Genomic DNA, 16,017 nt, shown 5'->3' with positions numbered 1-16,017 from the left:
GGCAACAGGTAACAATTAAATGACAGAAAGTTTTGCTGGATTGGTTTATCGAGGGTAAGTTGCGCGCCGGTTTTGTTGCTGGGCAGCTCGGAGGCTGTCAGGTAGCGCGGGGCAACTTGGGCCCAACTATTTAAGAGGACCTCCACTTGCCTATTTCTTTATTTCGCAAAGCCATGCTGGTCGCCGCCAGCCTGACGCTGGTGGCTGGCGCGCAGGCTGCACCGACCGTGCATATTTATAACTGGTCCGACTACATCGGTCAGAACACCCTGGCCGAATTTGAAAAAGCCACGGGCATCAAACCGGTGTATGACGTTTTCGATTCCAACGAAACCCTGGAAGGCAAGTTGCTGGCCGGTCGTACCGGTTATGACGTGGTGGTGCCGTCCAACCACTTTCTGGGCAAACAGATCAAGGCCGGGGCCTTCCAGAAACTCGACAAGAGCCTGCTGCCTAACTACTCCAATCTCGATACGGCGCTGCTCAAGCGTCTGGAGATGAACGACCCGGGCAACCAGTACGCGGTGCCGTACCTGTGGGGCACCAATGGCATTGGCTACAACGTCGACAAGGTCAAGGCCGTGCTGGGCGTGGACAAGATCGACTCCTGGAGCGTGCTGTTCGAGCCGGAGAACATCAAGAAGCTCAACAGCTGCGGCGTCGCCTTCCTTGATTCTGCCGATGAAATGATGCCCACGGTCCTCAATTACCTGGGCCTGGATGCCAACAGCACCAACCCCCAGGACTACAAGAAGGCCGAAGCCAAGTTGCTGGCGGTGCGTCCCTACGTGACCTACTTCCACTCGTCCAAGTACATCTCGGACCTGGCCAACGGCAATATCTGCGTGGCCATCGGCTTTTCCGGCGACGTGTTCCAGGCCAAGGCCCGGGCCGCCGACGCTGGCAAGGGCGTGAACATCGCCTACGCGATTCCGAAGGAAGGCGGTGCCCTGTGGTTCGACATGCTGGCGATCCCCAAGGACTCGACCAACGTCAAGGAGGCTCACGCCTTCATCAACTATTTGCTGCAACCTGAGGTGATTGCCCAGGTCAGTGACTACGTCGGTTACGCCAACCCCAACCCCGGGTCGGACAAGCTGATGGAGCAGTCCATTCGCACTGACGAAGCGGTTTATCCACCGCAAGCTGTACTCGACAAGACCTACGTGTCCATCGAGTTGCCACCCAATATCCAACGCTTGATGACCCGTAGCTGGACCAAGGTCAAGACGGGTAAGTAGTTCCACAGGCTCAAACTATCCAAGGTCCGCCCACGTGGGGCGGGCTGCAAATTTTGTTGGGAGTTTCGCAAATGGCAGTTGCCTCCGGCGCCTATAAGAAAGCCCTCGAGGGCGACCAGACACCTAAGCAGGTGCTGGTCAAAATCGACCGGGTCACGAAGAAGTTCGACGAGACGGTTGCCGTGGACGATGTGTCCCTGGAAATCAAGAAGGGCGAGATCTTCGCCCTGCTCGGCGGCTCGGGTTCGGGCAAGTCCACCTTGCTGCGGATGCTGGCCGGTTTCGAACGGCCAACGGAGGGGCGAATCTTCCTCGATGGTGTGGACATCACCGACATGCCGCCCTATGAGCGGCCGATCAACATGATGTTCCAGTCCTACGCGCTGTTCCCGCACATGACCGTGGCCCAGAACATCGCCTTCGGCCTCAAGCAGGACAAGATCCCAGCGGCCGAAATCGACGCCCGGGTGGCGGAGATGCTCAAGCTGGTACAGATGAGCCAGTATGCCAAGCGCAAGCCGCACCAGCTGTCCGGTGGCCAGCGCCAGCGCGTGGCCCTGGCTCGCTCCCTGGCCAAGCGTCCCAAGCTGTTGCTGCTGGACGAACCCATGGGCGCCCTGGACAAGAAGCTGCGCTCGCAGATGCAGCTGGAACTGGTTGAGATCATCGAGCGCGTAGGCGTGACCTGCGTGATGGTGACCCACGACCAGGAAGAGGCCATGACCATGGCCGAACGCATCGCCATCATGCACCTGGGCTGGATCGCCCAGATCGGCAGCCCGATCGATATCTACGAGACTCCGGTCAGCCGCCTGGTCTGCGAATTCATCGGCAACGTCAACATCTTCGAAGGTGAAGTGGTGGACGATGCCGAAGGTCACGCCCTGATCACCTGCAAGGACCTGGACCGCAGCATCTATGTCGGCCACGGCATCAGTACCTCGGTGCAGGACAAGTCGGTGACCTACGCGATCCGCCCGGAAAAGCTCCTGGTGACCGCCGAGATGCCGACCTGCGAGTACAACTGGTCCAGCGGCAAGGTGCACGACATTGCCTACCTGGGCGGCCACTCGGTGTTCTACGTCGAGCTGCCGAGCGGCAAGCTGGTGCAGTCCTTCGTGGCCAACGCCGAGCGTCGCGGCGCCCGGCCGACCTGGGGTGACCAGGTTTACGTGTGGTGGGAAGACGACAGCGGCGTGGTACTGCGCTCATGAACATGCGAAAGCTCAAGCGCCGACTCAATCGAATAATTCCCGGTGGCCGTCAGCTGGTCATCGGGGTTCCGTTCATCTGGCTGTTCCTGTTCTTCATGCTGCCGTTCTTCATCGTGCTGAAGATCAGCTTCGCCGAAGCGGACGTGGCCATTCCGCCGTATACCGAGATCTACAGCTACGTCGACCAGAAGCTGCAGGTGCTGCTCAACCTGGGCAACTACGCGATGCTCGGCGACGACGAGCTGTACATCGCGGCTTACCTGGGCTCGCTGAAGATGGCGTTCTTCAGCACCATCCTCTGCCTGCTGATCGGCTACCCGATGGCCTATGCCATCGCCAGTGCCCGTAAAGAGCTGCAGACGGTGCTGGTGCTGCTGATCATGATGCCGACCTGGACCGCGATCCTGATTCGGGTCTATGCCTGGATGGGCATCCTCAGCAACAACGGCCTGCTCAACGGCTTCCTGCTGTCCATGGGCTGGATCAACGAGCCGCTGCAGATCCTCAACACCAACATCGCGGTGTACATCGGCGTGGTCTATTCCTACCTGCCGTTCATGATCCTGCCGCTGTACGCCAACCTGGTGAAGCACGACACCAGCCTGCTGGAGGCCGCGGCCGACCTGGGTTCGAGCACCTTCAACAGCTTCTGGAAGATCACCGTGCCGCTGTCCAAGAACGGCATCATCGCCGGTTGCATGCTGGTGTTCATCCCGGTGGTGGGCGAGTTCGTGATTCCGGAACTCTTGGGCGGCCCGGAAACCCTGATGATTGGTAAGGTGCTCTGGCAAGAGTTCTTCAACAACCGTGACTGGCCGGTGGCATCCGCCCTGGCGGTGGTGATGCTGGCGATCCTGATTGTGCCGATCATCCTGTTCAACCGCAGTCAGGCCAAAGAAATGGAGGGCAAGGAATGAAGCGCTTCAGTTTCTCAAGCATGATGCTGGTGCTGGGCCTGTTGTTCATCTACCTGCCGATGCTGATCCTGGTGATCTACTCGTTCAACGCCTCGAAACTGGTGACGGTCTGGGGCGGCTGGTCGATCAACTGGTACATCGGCCTGCTGGATAACACTCAACTCATGGGCTCGGTCCTGCGCTCCCTGGAAATTGCCTGCTACACCGCCGTTGCCGCGGTGGCCCTGGGCACCCTGGCGGCGTTCGTCCTGACCCGGATCACTCACTTCAAGGGACGCACCCTGTTCGGTGGCCTGGTGACGGCGCCGTTGGTGATGCCTGAAGTGATCACCGGCCTGTCGCTGTTGCTGCTGTTCGTGGCCATGGCTCAGGCGGTCGGCTGGCCTCAGGAGCGTGGCATCGTCACCATCTGGATTGCCCACACCACGTTCTGCGCAGCTTATGTGGCGGTGGTGGTGTCGGCTCGCCTGCGCGAGCTTGACCTGTCCATCGAAGAGGCGGCCATGGACCTGGGCGCGCGGCCGTGGAAGGTGTTCTTCCTGATCACCATCCCGATGATCGCGCCGTCCCTGGCAGCGGGGGGCATGATGTCCTTCGCCCTGTCCCTGGATGACCTGGTCCTGGCGAGCTTCGTCTCTGGCCCTGGCTCCACCACCTTGCCGATGGAAGTGTTCTCGGCGGTGCGCCTGGGGGTCAAACCGGAGATCAACGCCGTGGCCAGCTTGATCCTGCTGGCGGTGTCCCTGGTGACCTTCCTGGTCTGGTTCTTCAGCCGCCGCGCCGAAGAAGCTCGCAAGCGCGCGATCCAGCAAGCCATCGAAGAAAGTGCTGCCGACTCCTGGAAGCAGCCGGACGTACGTCGGGCCCAGGCGCCGGAAGCGGTCTGACCTCAGGTTCGCAACACCTCAGGTTCGCAATAAAAAACCTCGCCCCGTAACCGGGAGCGAGGTTTTTTATTGCCTCATGCCGCCTGTTTCGCCGTAGGAGCCGGCTTGCCGGCGAAAGCGTTCGCGAGATGTACGCCAGGCTTGCAGGCCTCTTCGCTGGCAAGCCAGCTCCTGCGGGGCGGGGCGCTCAGGGGCGGCGCGCCGGCAGCAGCTTCAGGGTGCTGCGGGTGTTGGCGGTGACTTCCTCTTCGCTGAAGTGCGCCTGTTGGTAGACCCCTTCGATGTAGGCCTCGGCCTGGTCGTCGTAGTGCTTGTCGAACAGCACGCCGCTCTGGCCCACCGGGTTGATGGTCAGGCTGTGGGCCGGGTCGGCGAAGTCGATGATGCGCCGGGTCGAGGGGCCATACACCACGGACCAGGGCGCCGGACCGATCTTGGCAGTGAGGTTGTTCGGCACTTCATGGCTGCCTGGGGCGTCCAGGGGGCCGACGTTGAATACCCGGTCCAGAGGCTTCTGCATCCCCAGCGGGTGGCCGTGGGTCAGGGTATGGGCGCTGCCCCAGCGCCATTGCGCGGGGTTGGCGCCCAGGGTGCGCTTGAGGTGGTCGATGCTGGCGTGCCAGGCCACCTTGACCGTGTCGGCCCGGCTTTCACGCTGGGGCGTGGTGCGGTTGTCCCACCAGGGGGAATCGGGATCGGCCGCCAGCCGGGGCAGGGCAGCATCCACCACTCGGGCCTGGATCAGGGCGTCGAAGTAGGCGTCGCCGAGTTTTTCATGGAAGGTGGCGTTGGCCAGCTCGAACAGGAATTGGTTGAACAGGGTGGCGCTGGTGGAGTCCAGCGGGTAGTCGCCCTGCCACTTGGCCAGTTGCTCCACCAGTTTCAGTTCCTCGGGGGCGTCGACCACTTCCCGCAGCACGGGCAACAGCGGTGCCAGCACGCGCGGCCCGTAGGCGGTTGTCGTGCCCAGCTGCAGCTTCTGGGTGTTTTCCAGGTCCCATTTCACGCTTTTGTCACTGAGCTGACGGTCCAGTTGCTGGCCCCGGTCGGCGAGGTTGTAGTAGCCGGGGATCTCCATGCCGGTCGGGGAGACGGGCTGGAAGTTGGCGGAGACGATATAGCCCCGGGCCGGGTTCTCTTCCTGGGGGTTGGCGCTAAAGGGGTAGAAGCCCTCCTTGTCAGCCATGGCGGTGCTGCCGTCGAGCAGGAACGCCGGTTTCGCCCCGGTCGGGCGCTTGGGCAGCAGCGCCGCCGCCCACCAGCCGATATCGCCCTTGGCGTTGGCCCAGACAATGTTCAGGCCGGGGGCGTGGATCTTGGCGGAGGCCGCTCGGACCTTGGCCAGGGTATCGGCGCGGTTGAGCTGGTAGAAACCATCGAGGATCGGGTTGGGGGTTTCCAAAAAGCCCCACCACATGGCCACCGGGGCCTTGCCCACGGTGGTGCCGAGCATGTCGTTGATGATCGGGCCGTGGGGCGACTGGCGCAGGGTCAGGGTCACCGGCGCCTGACCCTTGACTGCAATCTGCTGCTCGCTGCTGATCAGATCGACCCATTTGTCATGGAACCAGACCTGATTGGGGTTTTCCGGGTTGACCTTCTCGACGATCAGGTCGAGATCGTCGTTCTGGAACATGGTCAGGCTCCAGCCGAAGTCCAGGTTGTGGCCCAGGAAGGCGAAGGGCACCAGGGCCTGATGATGGCCGTAGAGCTCGAAGCCCGGTGCCGAAAGCTGCGCCTCGTACCACACCGACGGCAGGGAGTAGCGGATGTGCGGATCGCCGGCCAGCAGCGGGCGTCCGCTCTTGGTTCGAGCGCCGGCCACGGCCCAGGCGTTGCTGCCTTCAAATTGCGGCAGTCCGGCCTCGCTCAGGGCTTGCTGGCTCAGGAGGGCGATCTGCCCCAGGTCCTGCCAGTCGACAGCGGCCAGGGGCTGTGAAGGTTGCGGCTTGCCTTTGGCCAGCACGCCCTTGGGCTGCCAGTCGAGGTCGAAGACCTTCAGGTAATCGTTGCCCAACTGGTCGCGGATGTAGGTCAAGAGCGGTTCGGTGCGAAAGGCCATGGCGAAGCTGTAGGCCATGAAGCCGGCGACGCTGACGGTGTCTTCTGCGGTGAATGGCCGCTTGTGGATGCCCAGGACATCGAACTCCATGGGGCTGGCGTGGCTCTCCTGATACTGGTTGATGCCATCCAGATAGGCTTCCAGGGCCTTCCAGGCGGGAGACTGACGGTCGAGCCCGGCCACATAGCTGTCAGCGCGCTCGCGGATGCGCAGGCTGCGGAACAGTTTGTCGGTATCCAGTAGCTTGGGCCCCAGGACCTCTGCCAGTTCGCCCCGGGACAGGCGCCGCAAGACTTCCATCTGGAACAGTCGGTCCTGGGCGTGGACGTAACCCAGGGCGCGATACAGGTCGGTTTCGTTCTCCGCGCGGATATGGGGCACGCCACGCTCGTCGTAACGCACAGTGACCGAGCCTTGCAGGCCACGGACTTCCACCTGGCCCTGCCGCGTCGGCTGCTTGCTGTAGAGATAACCGACGACACCCGCCAGCAGGGCGAGGATCAGGACAGCGACGACGGTCAGGCTGCGTTTCATGCGGGCTCCTTGCTGTTGTTTTCAGTGCCGCCCTGGAAGAGCAGCAGAGATTTAGCACAAGTCATGGGCCTCGCGCAGGAGGCAGTCCTTGAATAGTCGCGAATGCCTTAATTGGCAGTGACTGGCCAGGGACAGTAGCAGCCTACCGCCAGGGTGTGGGTGGCATTGATCTGGCGATGGTTCTCGAGCGCCTGGAGGATAGGCTCGATGAAGCTGTTGCTGGAGTTGCAGGTCAGGCCTTCGCTGTAGGGCCCGAAGTAGGCCAGCTTGCCGTTGCGGTCCCAGATCGCCACCGCCGGACTGGCGGGAATCTGTTCGGCACCGGGCAGGCTGTCGAGGGGCTTCAGGCGGCCCAGGGTGGCGGGCAGTTGGCCTTGGCTGCCGGGCTTCTGCACGGAATAGAACTCCACGCCCCGCGGACCATAGGTTTCGATCAGTTCAGCCAGGTGCTGCTGGTTGCCGACGTTGCAGGGGCAGGCCGGGTCCCAGAAGTGCACCAGGCGGATGGCGCCGGGGCCGGCCAGCTCGGCGGGTAGTTGCAGCGGGTCGCCGGAGAACACCGCGGTGTGCTCACTGAAGGCCCGCAGATAGCGTCCCTGGAACCAGTCGTAGGCGCACCACAGCACCACGGCGCAGATCAGGACGAGCAGGCTGGCAAGCAGGGAGGTGCGGTAAGGCTGGCGCATTAAGATCGGTCCTCGAAGGTCGCGTAGCTTGCCATGCTTGCCGCGACAGATGAATATCGCAGGCCTAGAAAGCCTGTTTTATCCCCGGTGCCCCCCGCTTTGGAAAATCCCATGTCCGTGACCTTCGACCCCGACCACCTGCGTGCCAGTCTGCAACCTCTGGTGGCTGGGCAGCCCTTGTCGGTGGAGGCCCAGGCCTATCAGCGCTTCTATGGGCTGGACTTCGCCGGACGGGCGCTCGTGCCACGCAGTCGCCTGGGGCGCTTTCAAGTGGAGGGCTACGAGGTGGTCACGCAGGTGTGGTGGCCGGAACAGCCACAGGCAACGCTGTTTCTGTTCCACGGTTTCTACGATCACATGGGCTTGTACCGGCATGTGATCGAGTGGGCTCTGCAGCGCCGCTTCGTGGTGATTTCCTGTGACCTGCCCGGGCACGGCCTGTCCAGTGGCGAGCGCGCCAGCATCGATGATTTCGCGGTGTATCAACAGGTACTGCAAGGCCTGTTCGCCGAGGCGCGGTCTCTGGAGTTGCCCCAGTCCTGGCACTTGTTCGGGCAAAGCACCGGTGGCGCGATCATCATGGATCACTTGCTCAACCAGGGCGCCGAGAGCCCGGCCCAGGGGCAAGTGGTGCTGCTCTCGCCCTTGGTACGGCCGCGGGCCTGGGGCTGGTCGATGCTCAGCTATTACCTGTTGCGGCCATTTGTCAGCGGCATTGCCCGGCGCTTCAGCGAGAACTCCAACGATCCGGATTTTCTTGCCTTCCTTCAGGCCGATCCGTTGCAGCCACAACGTTTGCCCACTGCCTGGGTCGGCGCGTTGGCGCGTTGGATCAAGCGGCTGGAAGCGGCCCCGCGCAGTTCAAGGCAGCCGCTGATCGTGCAGGGGCAGGCGGACATGACGGTGGATTGGGAGCACAACCTGCAAGTGATTCGCGGTAAGTTCACGGCCCCCGAGGTCTTGATGCTGCCGGAGGCGCGGCATCACCTGGCCAATGAAATTCCCTTGTACCGCGATCAGTACTTCGCCTTTCTGACCCAGCACGTCTGAGCCCCGGGAGATGGGTGTAGCCGCTGCCGTAGGCTGCGAACGGCCCGAAGAGTCGCTGGAGGTTCGGCGCTGGATTGCCAGGCAAGGTCCTGCGGAGCTTTGCGCAGCCTCGCGGGCTCGGCAGCGGCTACAGGTGAGTTGGCTGGATCAGGGGGCGAGGCTGGAGGTGCTCTGGCCGACCGCCAGACCGGCGCGAATCGCTGCCAAGGCTGCCTGGTAATAGGCCTTGCCCTCAGTGGATTCGGCGAAGGTTGCGAACTCTTCCAGCTCGGTGTCGGACAGGTCCCGGTAAACGTACAGCAGGGTGTTGTTCAGGTCGTTGCCGATCTGCTGCATCAATCGCTGGCGCTGACCGTTGAGCATGCCCTGGGCCTGCCCCCCTCCCAGCAGGCCGGGAATCATCTGGCTCAGGCTGTCTGCGGCGACTCCGGCGATCGCCAGGCTGACTTCCGCGCCGGCCTCCTTGGCCGGCAGTGCCTGGGCCAGGTGGCCGATGATCAATTGGCGGTTATCGCTGACTTGCATCTTCGGCAGGCCCTGAGCATTCTTGGCCAACTGGTCGCGACGGGTGGCCAGCAGTTCGGCGGCGACGATCTTGCGGCCCAGGGGCGACTGGAAGAAAGCCAGGGCGGGGGCGGGATTGGCGAGATGCCGGCGCAGTTGCTCTTCGGCGCGACGGTCCACGGCCTGGGGCGCAAAGCGCTGGTTGCTGTTGTCCACCAGGGCCTGGTAGACCGCTGGCGGCAAGCTGTTCTGGTAGCGCTGCTGGGCGGCGCTGAGGGCATCGTTGAAATGCGCGCGCTGTTCCGGCCAACCGGCGACCTTGTACAACTGGTCGTGGCTGTCTGCCCAGGCAGGCAAGGCGCAGAACATCAACAGTGAGAAAAGCAAACGGCGCATAAGGACTCCTGTCAGCAGGCGACTATTCTCCGGGGCAAGGCGATGGTTGTCGAGAATTCGTATCAGGATCGCCCGCTAAAGTAATGAGTGGAAAGTGCATTGGAAAAAAATGCGTGATCCTCCGCTCTGTGGCTCTGTCAGATTTATCTGATGCTGGATACTATGCGCGCCATGCAAATACCCTCTGATCATCCGCTGTTGTTGCGTATCGTCGACGACCTGGCCGCCTGTGGCTGGTCGCAGCAGAATATTTTCCTGCCCGAGGGTCTGACCCTCGAACTGGCGGCTGAGTGCCGTAAACGTGCAATAGAAGGTGAACTGGCGCCTGCGGCGGTAGGGCGAGGCCCGGCTCAGGAAATACGCGAGGGTATTCGCGGCGACCATATCCAGTGGCTCGAGCCCGGCCAGGCCGAGGCCGTCGATACCTATCTGGGGTTGATGGACAGCCTGCGCGAGGCCCTCAATCGAGGCCTGTTTCTCGGGCTTGAGGATTTCGAATGTCACTTCGCGATGTACCCGCCGGGCGCCTTCTACAAGCGTCACGTGGATCGCTTTCGCGATGACGACCGGCGCATGGTGTCGGCAGTGATCTACCTCAACTCGCAATGGTTGCCCGAACACGGCGGGCAACTGCGCATGTACCTGAACGATCAGGAACCATACGATGTAGCCCCCGTCGGGGGCCGGCTAGTGGTGTTTCTCTCTGGCGAGGTACCCCATGAAGTCCTCCCAGCGACCCGGGAGCGCCTGTCCTTGACCGGTTGGTTCCGGCGTCGTGGCAACGAGCCGTTCTGAACATGCACAAGATCCTGGTCAGCCGCTGCCTGTTGGGCCACCGCGTACGTTACGACGGCGGCGCCAGCGGCCCGTTTGATCAACTGGCCGCCTGGCTGCAAGAGGGGCGGGTGGTTGCGCTCTGTCCGGAAGTGGCCGGTGGCTTGCCGACGCCACGGGCGGCGGCGGAGATTCCCGGTGGTCAGGGCGGCGATGTGCTTGCAGGGCGGGCACCGGTGATGACCACGGAAGGCGAAGATGTCAGCGCCCAGTTCCTCTCTGGGGCGCGCCAGGCGCTTGAGCTGGTGGAACAGCACGGGATTCGCGTTGCCGTGCTCAAGGCCAACAGCCCATCCTGCGGCAACCTGCTGACCTACGACGGCACCTTCAGCGGGGTCAAAGTCCAGGGCGAAGGGGTGACCGCGGCTTTGCTGAAGCGGCACGGGGTTCAGGTCTTCAGCGAACTGCAACTCCCCGAAGCCGCTGCCGCCCTGGCCACATTGTCCTTGTAGCCGCTGCCGAGCCCCGGCGAGGCTGCGAAAAGGCTCGCAGAGCCTTGCCTGGCGGTCTCTCGCCGACCTCTAGCGGCCAAATCCCTGCGTTCCTTCGGGCCGTTCGCAGCCTGCGGCAGCGGCTACAGGTCAATCCGGCAGGTTGTGTCGTTTACTGCCCGGCGTCGCTCTTGGGCGGTTTGCTGGCATCCATGCCGAACCATTTTTCCGACAGGGCCATCAATCGCCCATCGGCCTTGATTCGCTGCAGGGCGCTGTCCAGGCTCGCCTGGAACGCCGGGTTTCCTTTCTGGAAGGGAATCGCCAGGCTCAGGGTCGGGCCCACCTTGGCGCCTTCCTTGACTGGCAGGCGACTGTCGCGAATGGCGTAGGGAATCAGCAGGCGGTCGCTGATGGCCGCGTCGATCTGTTTGTCCGCCACATCCTTGATCGGTTGCTGGGCATCGGCATAGCTGCGCAGGTTGATGCCTTCCACGGTCCGTGCCTGATCAACGAACTGGCTGCCCTGAGCCACGCCCAGCGCCTGGCCACGCAGGGCCTGGAGGGAGAGCAGCGGGCGTTGTTCTTCCTTGCGCACGATCAACTGGGCGCTGGAATAGCTATAGGGCTCGCTGAAATCGAAACGATCCTTGAGTTCCGGGGTCACTGCTATGTGGTTGATGGCCACGTCGAACTTGCCGCTCTCCACACCTGGCAGCAACTCGGCCGCCGCGGTCACCACGAAGTCCGCGCGCACGTCCAGCTCACTGGCCAGCAACTGCCCCAACTCCACCTCGAAGCCGGTGAGTTTGCCGTCGTCCTTGAAGTTGAAAGGTGGCGTATTGGCTTCCAGGGCGATGCGCAGTTCCCCGCGGTCATTGATGTCGTCCATCAGTTCGGCTTGAGCGCCAGTGCTCACAAGGGGTAGCAAAAGTATCAGGCCAGGCAGGAAACGCATGGTCACTCCTTGAATTTATATGAGCGATGCGCCGTTCAGGCTCGCTTTGCTAAGGTGTTGAGTGCCTTCGACAACGAATCGCCACGAAGTTGTCATAACCGTAAAAGATTTGCGGAAAAACTGGAGAAGATAATGAAAAATTTTATGTCCCGTGCGGCCTTGGCCAGTCTGTTGCTTGGAGCTTCGATGCTGGCGGGCGCGGCGGATATTCCTCGTACTCAGGCACCAGCGGGCGCCAAGGTGTTCATCGTTTCACCTGCTGATGGAGCCACCGTGGACAAGACCTTCAAGGTCAAGTTCGGCGTTGAAGGCATTGCCCTGGCACCGGCGGGCGATCAGACCGCCAATACCGGCCACCATCACCTGCTGATCGATGTCGATCAACTGCCGGCCGAGAACCTGCCGATCCCGATGGACGCCAACCACCTGCATTTCGGCAAGGCCCAGACCGAGACCGAAGTGACCCTGACCCCGGGCAAGCACACCCTGCAGCTGGAGCTGGGCGACAAGAACCACGTGCCGTTCAGCCCGGTCATCGTCTCCAAGAAAATCACAGTAATAGTGAAATAATCGTAAACGCTGCGCAAAAAAAGGGAGCCTTGATGGGCTCCCTTTTTTGCGCAGCTAGCTGCAAGGTTTCAGCTACAAGCTGCAAGCCAGTTATGGCTTGCAGCTTGAAACTTGCCGCAGCTCTTAGAACAGCACACGGCAACGGATGGTGCCGTTGATGTGCTGCAGCTTCTCTTGCGCCAGGTCCGAGTACTCGGCGTCGACGTCGATTACCACGTAGCCGACCTTTTCGTTGGTCTGCAGGAACTGACCGGAGATGTTGATGCCGTTTTCGGCGAAGACCTTGTTGATCTCGCTCATCACACCCGGGATGTTCTCGTGGATGTGCAGCAGGCGGTGCTTGCCTGGGTGGGCCGGCAGCGCCACTTCCGGGAAGTTGACCGAGGAGACCGAAGTACCGTTGTCGCTGTACTTGACCAGCTTCTCTGCCACTTCCAGGCCGATGTTGGCTTGGGCTTCAGCGGTGGAGCCGCCGATGTGCGGAGTCAGGATCACGTTGTCCAGGCCGCGCAGCGGGCTTTCGAACTCTTCGTCGTTGGAGCGCGGTTCAACCGGGAACACGTCGATGGCCGCGCCGATCAGGTGCTTGTCCTTGATCGCGTCCGCCAGGGCGTCCAGCTCAACCACGGTGCCGCGAGCGGCGTTGATCAGGATGCCGCCTTTCTTGATGGCACGGATTTCCTTTTCGCCGATCATCCACTGAGTGGCCGCGGTTTCCGGCACGTGCAGGGTGACGATGTCGGACATGCCCAGCAGTTCGTGCAGGTTGCCCACCTGGGTGGCGTTGCCCAGTGGCAGCTTGGTCACGGTGTCATAGAAGAACACCTGCATCCCCAGGCCTTCGGCCAGGACCGACAGCTGAGTACCAATGGAGCCATAACCGACGATACCCAGCTTCTTGCCGCGGATTTCGAAGGAGTTGGCCGCGCTCTTGATCCAGCCGCCACGGTGGCAGGAAGCGTTTTTCTCAGGGATGCCGCGCAGCAGCAGGATGGCCTCGGCCAGTACCAGTTCGGCGACCGAACGGGTGTTGGAGTAAGGCGCGTTGAACACCGCGATGCCGCGCTCGCGAGCGGCGGACAGGTCAACCTGGTTGGTGCCGATGCAGAAGCAACCCACTGCGACCAGTTTCTTCGCGTGGTCGAAGATCTCTTCGGTCAGTTGAGTGCGGGAGCGAATGCCGATGAAGTGTGCATCGGCGATCTTTTCCTTGAGCTGGGCTTCCGGCAGAGAACCGGTGAGGTACTCGATGCTGGTGTAGCCGGCGGCCTTGAGGACGTCGACAGCGGATTGGTGGACGCCTTCGAGGAGAAGGAACTTGATCTTGCTCTTATCGAGAGAAGTCTTGCTCATCTGCGTAAACCTGTGTCCCGGAGAAAAATGGCAGGGAAATGGACAGCTTGAGCTGACCTGGACGGCATGCAACCGCCACCGCAGAAAGGCCCTTGGGCACTCTCCTGCGGGGGCGGTATGCTAGCATACGCGCCCCGCTAAACACTCATTCCTGCGACGTGAAGCGTTCTCAGGATGACCATGAATTGTTCGAGAGTTCTGTCGATGACCAATCCTGCCCTGATTGATGAACTGAAGACCCTGGTTGAGCCTGGCAAGGTGCTGACCGACGCTGACTCCCTGGAAGCTTACGGCAAGGATTGGACCAAGCATTTCGCCCCGGCCCCCACGGCCATCGTGTTTCCCAAGACCATCGAGCAGGTTCAGGCCATCGTGCGCTGGGCCAATCAGCACCGGGTGGCCCTGGTGCCTTCCGGCGGACGTACCGGGCTCTCGGCCGCCGCCGTGGCAGCCAATGGCGAAGTGGTGGTGTCTTTCGACTACATGAACCAGATTCTCGACCTGAACCTGACGGATCGCACGGCGGTGTGCCAGCCGGGTGTGGTCACCGAACAACTGCAGAACCTGGCGGAAGAAAACGGCCTCTACTACCCGGTGGACTTCGCTTCTGCCGGTTCCAGTCAGATTGGCGGCAATATCGGCACCAATGCCGGTGGTATCAAGGTGATTCGCTACGGCATGACCCGCAACTGGGTGGCCGGCATGAAAGTGGTGACCGGCAAGGGCGACGTGCTGGAGTTGAACAAGGATCTGATCAAGAACGCCACCGGCTATGACCTGCGCCAGTTGTTCATCGGCGCCGAAGGCACCCTGGGCTTCGTGGTCGAGGCCACCATGCGTCTGGATCGGGCGCCAAAGAACCTCACCGCGATGGTGCTTGGCACCGCCGATTTCGACTCGATCATGCCGGTGCTGCACGCTTTCCAGAGCAAGCTCGACCTGACCGCCTTCGAATTCTTCTCCGACAAGGCCCTGGCCAAGGTCCTGGCCCGTGGTGACGTGCCGGCTCCCTTCGAGTCCGACTGCCCGTTCTACGCCTTGCTGGAGTTTGAAGCGACCACTGAAGAAGTGGCCAACCACGCCCTGGAAACCTTCGAGCATTGTGTCGAACAGGGTTGGGTGTTGGACGGGGTGATGAGCCAGAGTGAAACCCAGTTGCAGAACCTGTGGAAGTTGCGGGAATACATCTCCGAGACCATTTCCCACTGGACCCCTTACAAGAACGATATTTCGGTCACTGTTTCGAAAGTGCCGGCTTTCCTCAAGGAAATCGACGCCATCGTCGGTAAACACTATCCGGACTTCGAAATCGTCTGGTTCGGTCACATTGGCGACGGCAACCTGCACCTGAACATCCTCAAGCCGGACAACCTGAGCAAGGACGAGTTCTTCGCCAAGTGCGCCACGGTCAACAAGTGGGTATTCGAAACCGTCGAGAAGTACAACGGTTCGATTTCCGCCGAGCATGGCGTGGGCATGACCAAGCGTGATTACCTGACCTACAGCCGCTCGCCGGTTGAGATCGAGTACATGAAGGCAGTCAAGGCAGTGTTCGATCCGAACGGCATCATGAACCCGGGCAAGATCTTCGCTGTTTGAGTGCAAGCAGCGCCCTGATGAAGCACACGAGCAGGAGTCGGTAATGAGCTATCAGCACCAGTATGTCGACGGTACCCGGATTCATTTCCCTCTGGGCAAGGTGGTTTGCATCGGTCGTAACTACGCCGAGCACGCCAAGGAGCTGGACAACCCGGTTCCCACGGAGCCCCTGCTGTTTATCAAGCCCGGCAGTTGCGTGGTGCCGCTGGAAGGTGGTTTTGCCATTCCCACCGAGCGCGGCTCGGTGCACTACGAGGCGGAAATCGCCGTGCTGATCGGCAAGCCATTGTCCACCAAGCCCAGCCGCGAAGAAGTGCTGGACGCCATCTCCGGTTTCGCCCCGGCCCTGGACTTGACCTTGCGCGACAAGCAGGCCGAGCTCAAGGCCAAGGGCCTGCCTTGGGAAATCGCCAAGTCGTTCGATGGCGCGGCGGTTATCGCGCCATTCGTGGTGGGCAGCAGTTTTGCCGACCTGACGGATATCGGCATTCGCCTGACCATCAACGGTGAGGTACGCCAGGACGGCAACAGCAGCGATATGCTCAATCCCATCGTGCCGATGATCCAGTACATGGCCGGCTGCTTTTCCCTGCAGGCCGGCGATGTAATTCTCACCGGCACCCCGGTTGGCGTCGGGCCGCTGAATGTCGGTGATGAACTGGTGCTGGAGCTGCCGGGCGTCAGTCGATTCACCAGCAGCGTCCGTTGATCGGGAACTTTCTACGAGGACCCGGGAATCCGGCACACCTCGTAGAAAGATCATGGCCTTTTACTGTTTTTT

At 61.7% G+C, this 16,017-nt stretch carries 15 protein-coding genes; 10 read left to right on the top strand and 5 right to left on the bottom strand.

Features of this window, described 5'->3' with window-relative positions:
• Positions 1–146 precede the first annotated feature (146 nt).
• The 4 genes from ACMGF8_RS03320 to ACMGF8_RS03305 all read left to right on the top strand — a co-directional run bounded on the left by ACMGF8_RS03320 (position 147) and on the right by ACMGF8_RS03305 (position 4,259).
• Positions 147–1,241 carry a polyamine ABC transporter substrate-binding protein gene (locus ACMGF8_RS03320; RefSeq protein ID WP_110652456.1) on the top strand — a complete coding sequence of 365 codons (1,095 nt, stop codon included), beginning with the start codon at positions 147–149 and terminating at the stop codon, positions 1,239–1,241.
• A 71-nt stretch (positions 1,242–1,312) separates the two neighbouring features.
• Positions 1,313–2,455 carry an ABC transporter ATP-binding protein gene (locus ACMGF8_RS03315; protein WP_041120308.1) on the top strand — a complete coding sequence of 381 codons (1,143 nt, stop codon included), beginning with the start codon at positions 1,313–1,315 and terminating at the stop codon, positions 2,453–2,455.
• Between the two features lie 35 nt (positions 2,456–2,490).
• The gene (locus tag ACMGF8_RS03310) at positions 2,491–3,372 is read left to right on the top strand and encodes an ABC transporter permease subunit (RefSeq protein ID WP_177431301.1); all 882 of its coding nucleotides are present in this window, start codon (positions 2,491–2,493) and stop codon (positions 3,370–3,372) included.
• Positions 3,369–4,259 carry an ABC transporter permease subunit gene (locus tag ACMGF8_RS03305; protein ID WP_102862142.1) on the top strand — a complete coding sequence of 297 codons (891 nt, stop codon included), beginning with the start codon at positions 3,369–3,371 and terminating at the stop codon, positions 4,257–4,259. The genes ACMGF8_RS03310 and ACMGF8_RS03305 overlap by 4 nt, the downstream gene beginning before the upstream one ends.
• 187 nt (positions 4,260–4,446) lie before the next feature.
• Here the strand turns inward: ACMGF8_RS03305 and ACMGF8_RS03300 are convergent, their stop codons facing one another.
• Positions 4,447–6,855, bottom strand: a complete 2,409-nt coding sequence (locus tag ACMGF8_RS03300) for a penicillin acylase family protein (RefSeq protein ID WP_416758675.1) — start codon at positions 6,853–6,855, stop codon at positions 4,447–4,449.
• 107 nt (positions 6,856–6,962) lie between these two features.
• Complete coding sequence (locus ACMGF8_RS03295) at positions 6,963–7,541, bottom strand: DUF6436 domain-containing protein (protein WP_110652454.1); 579 nt, start codon at positions 7,539–7,541, stop codon at positions 6,963–6,965.
• A 111-nt stretch (positions 7,542–7,652) separates the two neighbouring features.
• Between ACMGF8_RS03295 and ACMGF8_RS03290 the strand changes: the two genes are divergently transcribed.
• On the top strand, positions 7,653–8,591 hold the full coding sequence (locus tag ACMGF8_RS03290) for an alpha/beta hydrolase (RefSeq protein WP_416758673.1): 939 nt from the start codon (positions 7,653–7,655) through the stop codon (positions 8,589–8,591).
• 147 nt (positions 8,592–8,738) lie between these two features.
• Here ACMGF8_RS03290 and ACMGF8_RS03285 read toward each other — a convergent pair whose 3' ends face one another.
• The gene (locus tag ACMGF8_RS03285) at positions 8,739–9,491 is read right to left on the bottom strand and encodes a DUF2059 domain-containing protein (RefSeq protein ID WP_102862138.1); all 753 of its coding nucleotides are present in this window, start codon (positions 9,489–9,491) and stop codon (positions 8,739–8,741) included.
• A 162-nt stretch (positions 9,492–9,653) separates the two neighbouring features.
• Here ACMGF8_RS03285 and ACMGF8_RS03280 point away from each other — a divergent pair, with 162 nt between their 5' ends.
• Together ACMGF8_RS03280 and ACMGF8_RS03275 are read left to right on the top strand one after the other, a co-directional pair.
• Positions 9,654–10,286 carry a 2OG-Fe(II) oxygenase gene (locus ACMGF8_RS03280; RefSeq protein WP_162884161.1) on the top strand — a complete coding sequence of 211 codons (633 nt, stop codon included), beginning with the start codon at positions 9,654–9,656 and terminating at the stop codon, positions 10,284–10,286.
• 2 nt (positions 10,287–10,288) lie between these two features.
• The gene (locus ACMGF8_RS03275; RefSeq protein WP_207166722.1) at positions 10,289–10,777 is read left to right on the top strand and encodes a DUF523 domain-containing protein; all 489 of its coding nucleotides are present in this window, start codon (positions 10,289–10,291) and stop codon (positions 10,775–10,777) included.
• Positions 10,778–10,928: 151 nt separating this feature from the next.
• On the opposite strand, the gene ACMGF8_RS03270 is transcribed toward ACMGF8_RS03275, so the two are convergent.
• On the bottom strand, positions 10,929–11,714 hold the full coding sequence (locus tag ACMGF8_RS03270; RefSeq protein WP_102862136.1) for a transporter substrate-binding domain-containing protein: 786 nt from the start codon (positions 11,712–11,714) through the stop codon (positions 10,929–10,931).
• A gap of 132 nt (positions 11,715–11,846) precedes the next feature.
• Here ACMGF8_RS03270 and ACMGF8_RS03265 point away from each other — a divergent pair, with 132 nt between their 5' ends.
• Positions 11,847–12,284, top strand: coding sequence for a DUF4399 domain-containing protein (locus ACMGF8_RS03265; protein ID WP_102862135.1), 438 nt, complete (start codon positions 11,847–11,849; stop codon positions 12,282–12,284).
• 123 nt (positions 12,285–12,407) lie between these two features.
• Here the strand turns inward: ACMGF8_RS03265 and serA are convergent, their stop codons facing one another.
• Entirely contained in the window at positions 12,408–13,637 is a 1,230-nt protein-coding gene (serA, locus tag ACMGF8_RS03260; protein ID WP_011064084.1) for a phosphoglycerate dehydrogenase, read from the bottom strand.
• 204 nt (positions 13,638–13,841) lie between these two features.
• On the opposite strand from serA, the gene ACMGF8_RS03255 reads away from it, so the two are divergent.
• A complete protein-coding gene (locus tag ACMGF8_RS03255) occupies positions 13,842–15,236 on the top strand; it encodes an FAD-binding oxidoreductase (protein ID WP_115581162.1) in 1,395 nt (464 codons plus the stop codon).
• A 43-nt stretch (positions 15,237–15,279) separates the two neighbouring features.
• Positions 15,280–15,945: a fumarylacetoacetate hydrolase family protein gene (locus tag ACMGF8_RS03250; protein ID WP_102862133.1), complete on the top strand. Its 666-nt coding sequence runs from the start codon at positions 15,280–15,282 to the stop codon at positions 15,943–15,945.
• Positions 15,946–16,017: the final 72 nt, after the last annotated feature.

Source organism: Pseudomonas sp. BNK-7 (genome assembly GCF_048072025.1).
Taxonomy (GTDB): Bacteria; Pseudomonadota; Gammaproteobacteria; order Pseudomonadales; family Pseudomonadaceae; genus Aquipseudomonas; species Aquipseudomonas danubii.
Note: the sequence above shows the minus strand (reverse complement) of the source record. Positions and strands in the feature narration are given on the sequence as shown.

Excerpts from the sequence above, each read along its gene's own strand:
- ACMGF8_RS03315 (WP_041120308.1), top strand. The coding sequence starts at position 1,313 with ATGGCAGTTGCCTCCGGCGCCTATAAGAAAGCCCTCGAGGGCGACCAG.
- ACMGF8_RS03305 (WP_102862142.1), top strand. The coding sequence starts at position 3,369 with ATGAAGCGCTTCAGTTTCTCAAGCATGATGCTGGTGCTGGGCCTGTTG.
- ACMGF8_RS03300 (WP_416758675.1), bottom strand. The coding sequence starts at position 6,855 with ATGAAACGCAGCCTGACCGTCGTCGCTGTCCTGATCCTCGCCCTGCTG.
- ACMGF8_RS03295 (WP_110652454.1), bottom strand. The coding sequence starts at position 7,541 with ATGCGCCAGCCTTACCGCACCTCCCTGCTTGCCAGCCTGCTCGTCCTG.
- ACMGF8_RS03290 (WP_416758673.1), top strand. The coding sequence starts at position 7,653 with ATGTCCGTGACCTTCGACCCCGACCACCTGCGTGCCAGTCTGCAACCT.
- ACMGF8_RS03285 (WP_102862138.1), bottom strand. The coding sequence starts at position 9,491 with ATGCGCCGTTTGCTTTTCTCACTGTTGATGTTCTGCGCCTTGCCTGCC.
- ACMGF8_RS03280 (WP_162884161.1), top strand. The coding sequence starts at position 9,654 with ATGCGCGCCATGCAAATACCCTCTGATCATCCGCTGTTGTTGCGTATC.
- ACMGF8_RS03275 (WP_207166722.1), top strand. The coding sequence starts at position 10,289 with ATGCACAAGATCCTGGTCAGCCGCTGCCTGTTGGGCCACCGCGTACGT.
- ACMGF8_RS03270 (WP_102862136.1), bottom strand. The coding sequence starts at position 11,714 with ATGCGTTTCCTGCCTGGCCTGATACTTTTGCTACCCCTTGTGAGCACT.
- ACMGF8_RS03265 (WP_102862135.1), top strand. The coding sequence starts at position 11,847 with ATGAAAAATTTTATGTCCCGTGCGGCCTTGGCCAGTCTGTTGCTTGGA.
- serA (WP_011064084.1), bottom strand. The coding sequence starts at position 13,637 with ATGAGCAAGACTTCTCTCGATAAGAGCAAGATCAAGTTCCTTCTCCTC.
- ACMGF8_RS03255 (WP_115581162.1), top strand. The coding sequence starts at position 13,842 with ATGACCAATCCTGCCCTGATTGATGAACTGAAGACCCTGGTTGAGCCT.
- ACMGF8_RS03250 (WP_102862133.1), top strand. The coding sequence starts at position 15,280 with ATGAGCTATCAGCACCAGTATGTCGACGGTACCCGGATTCATTTCCCT.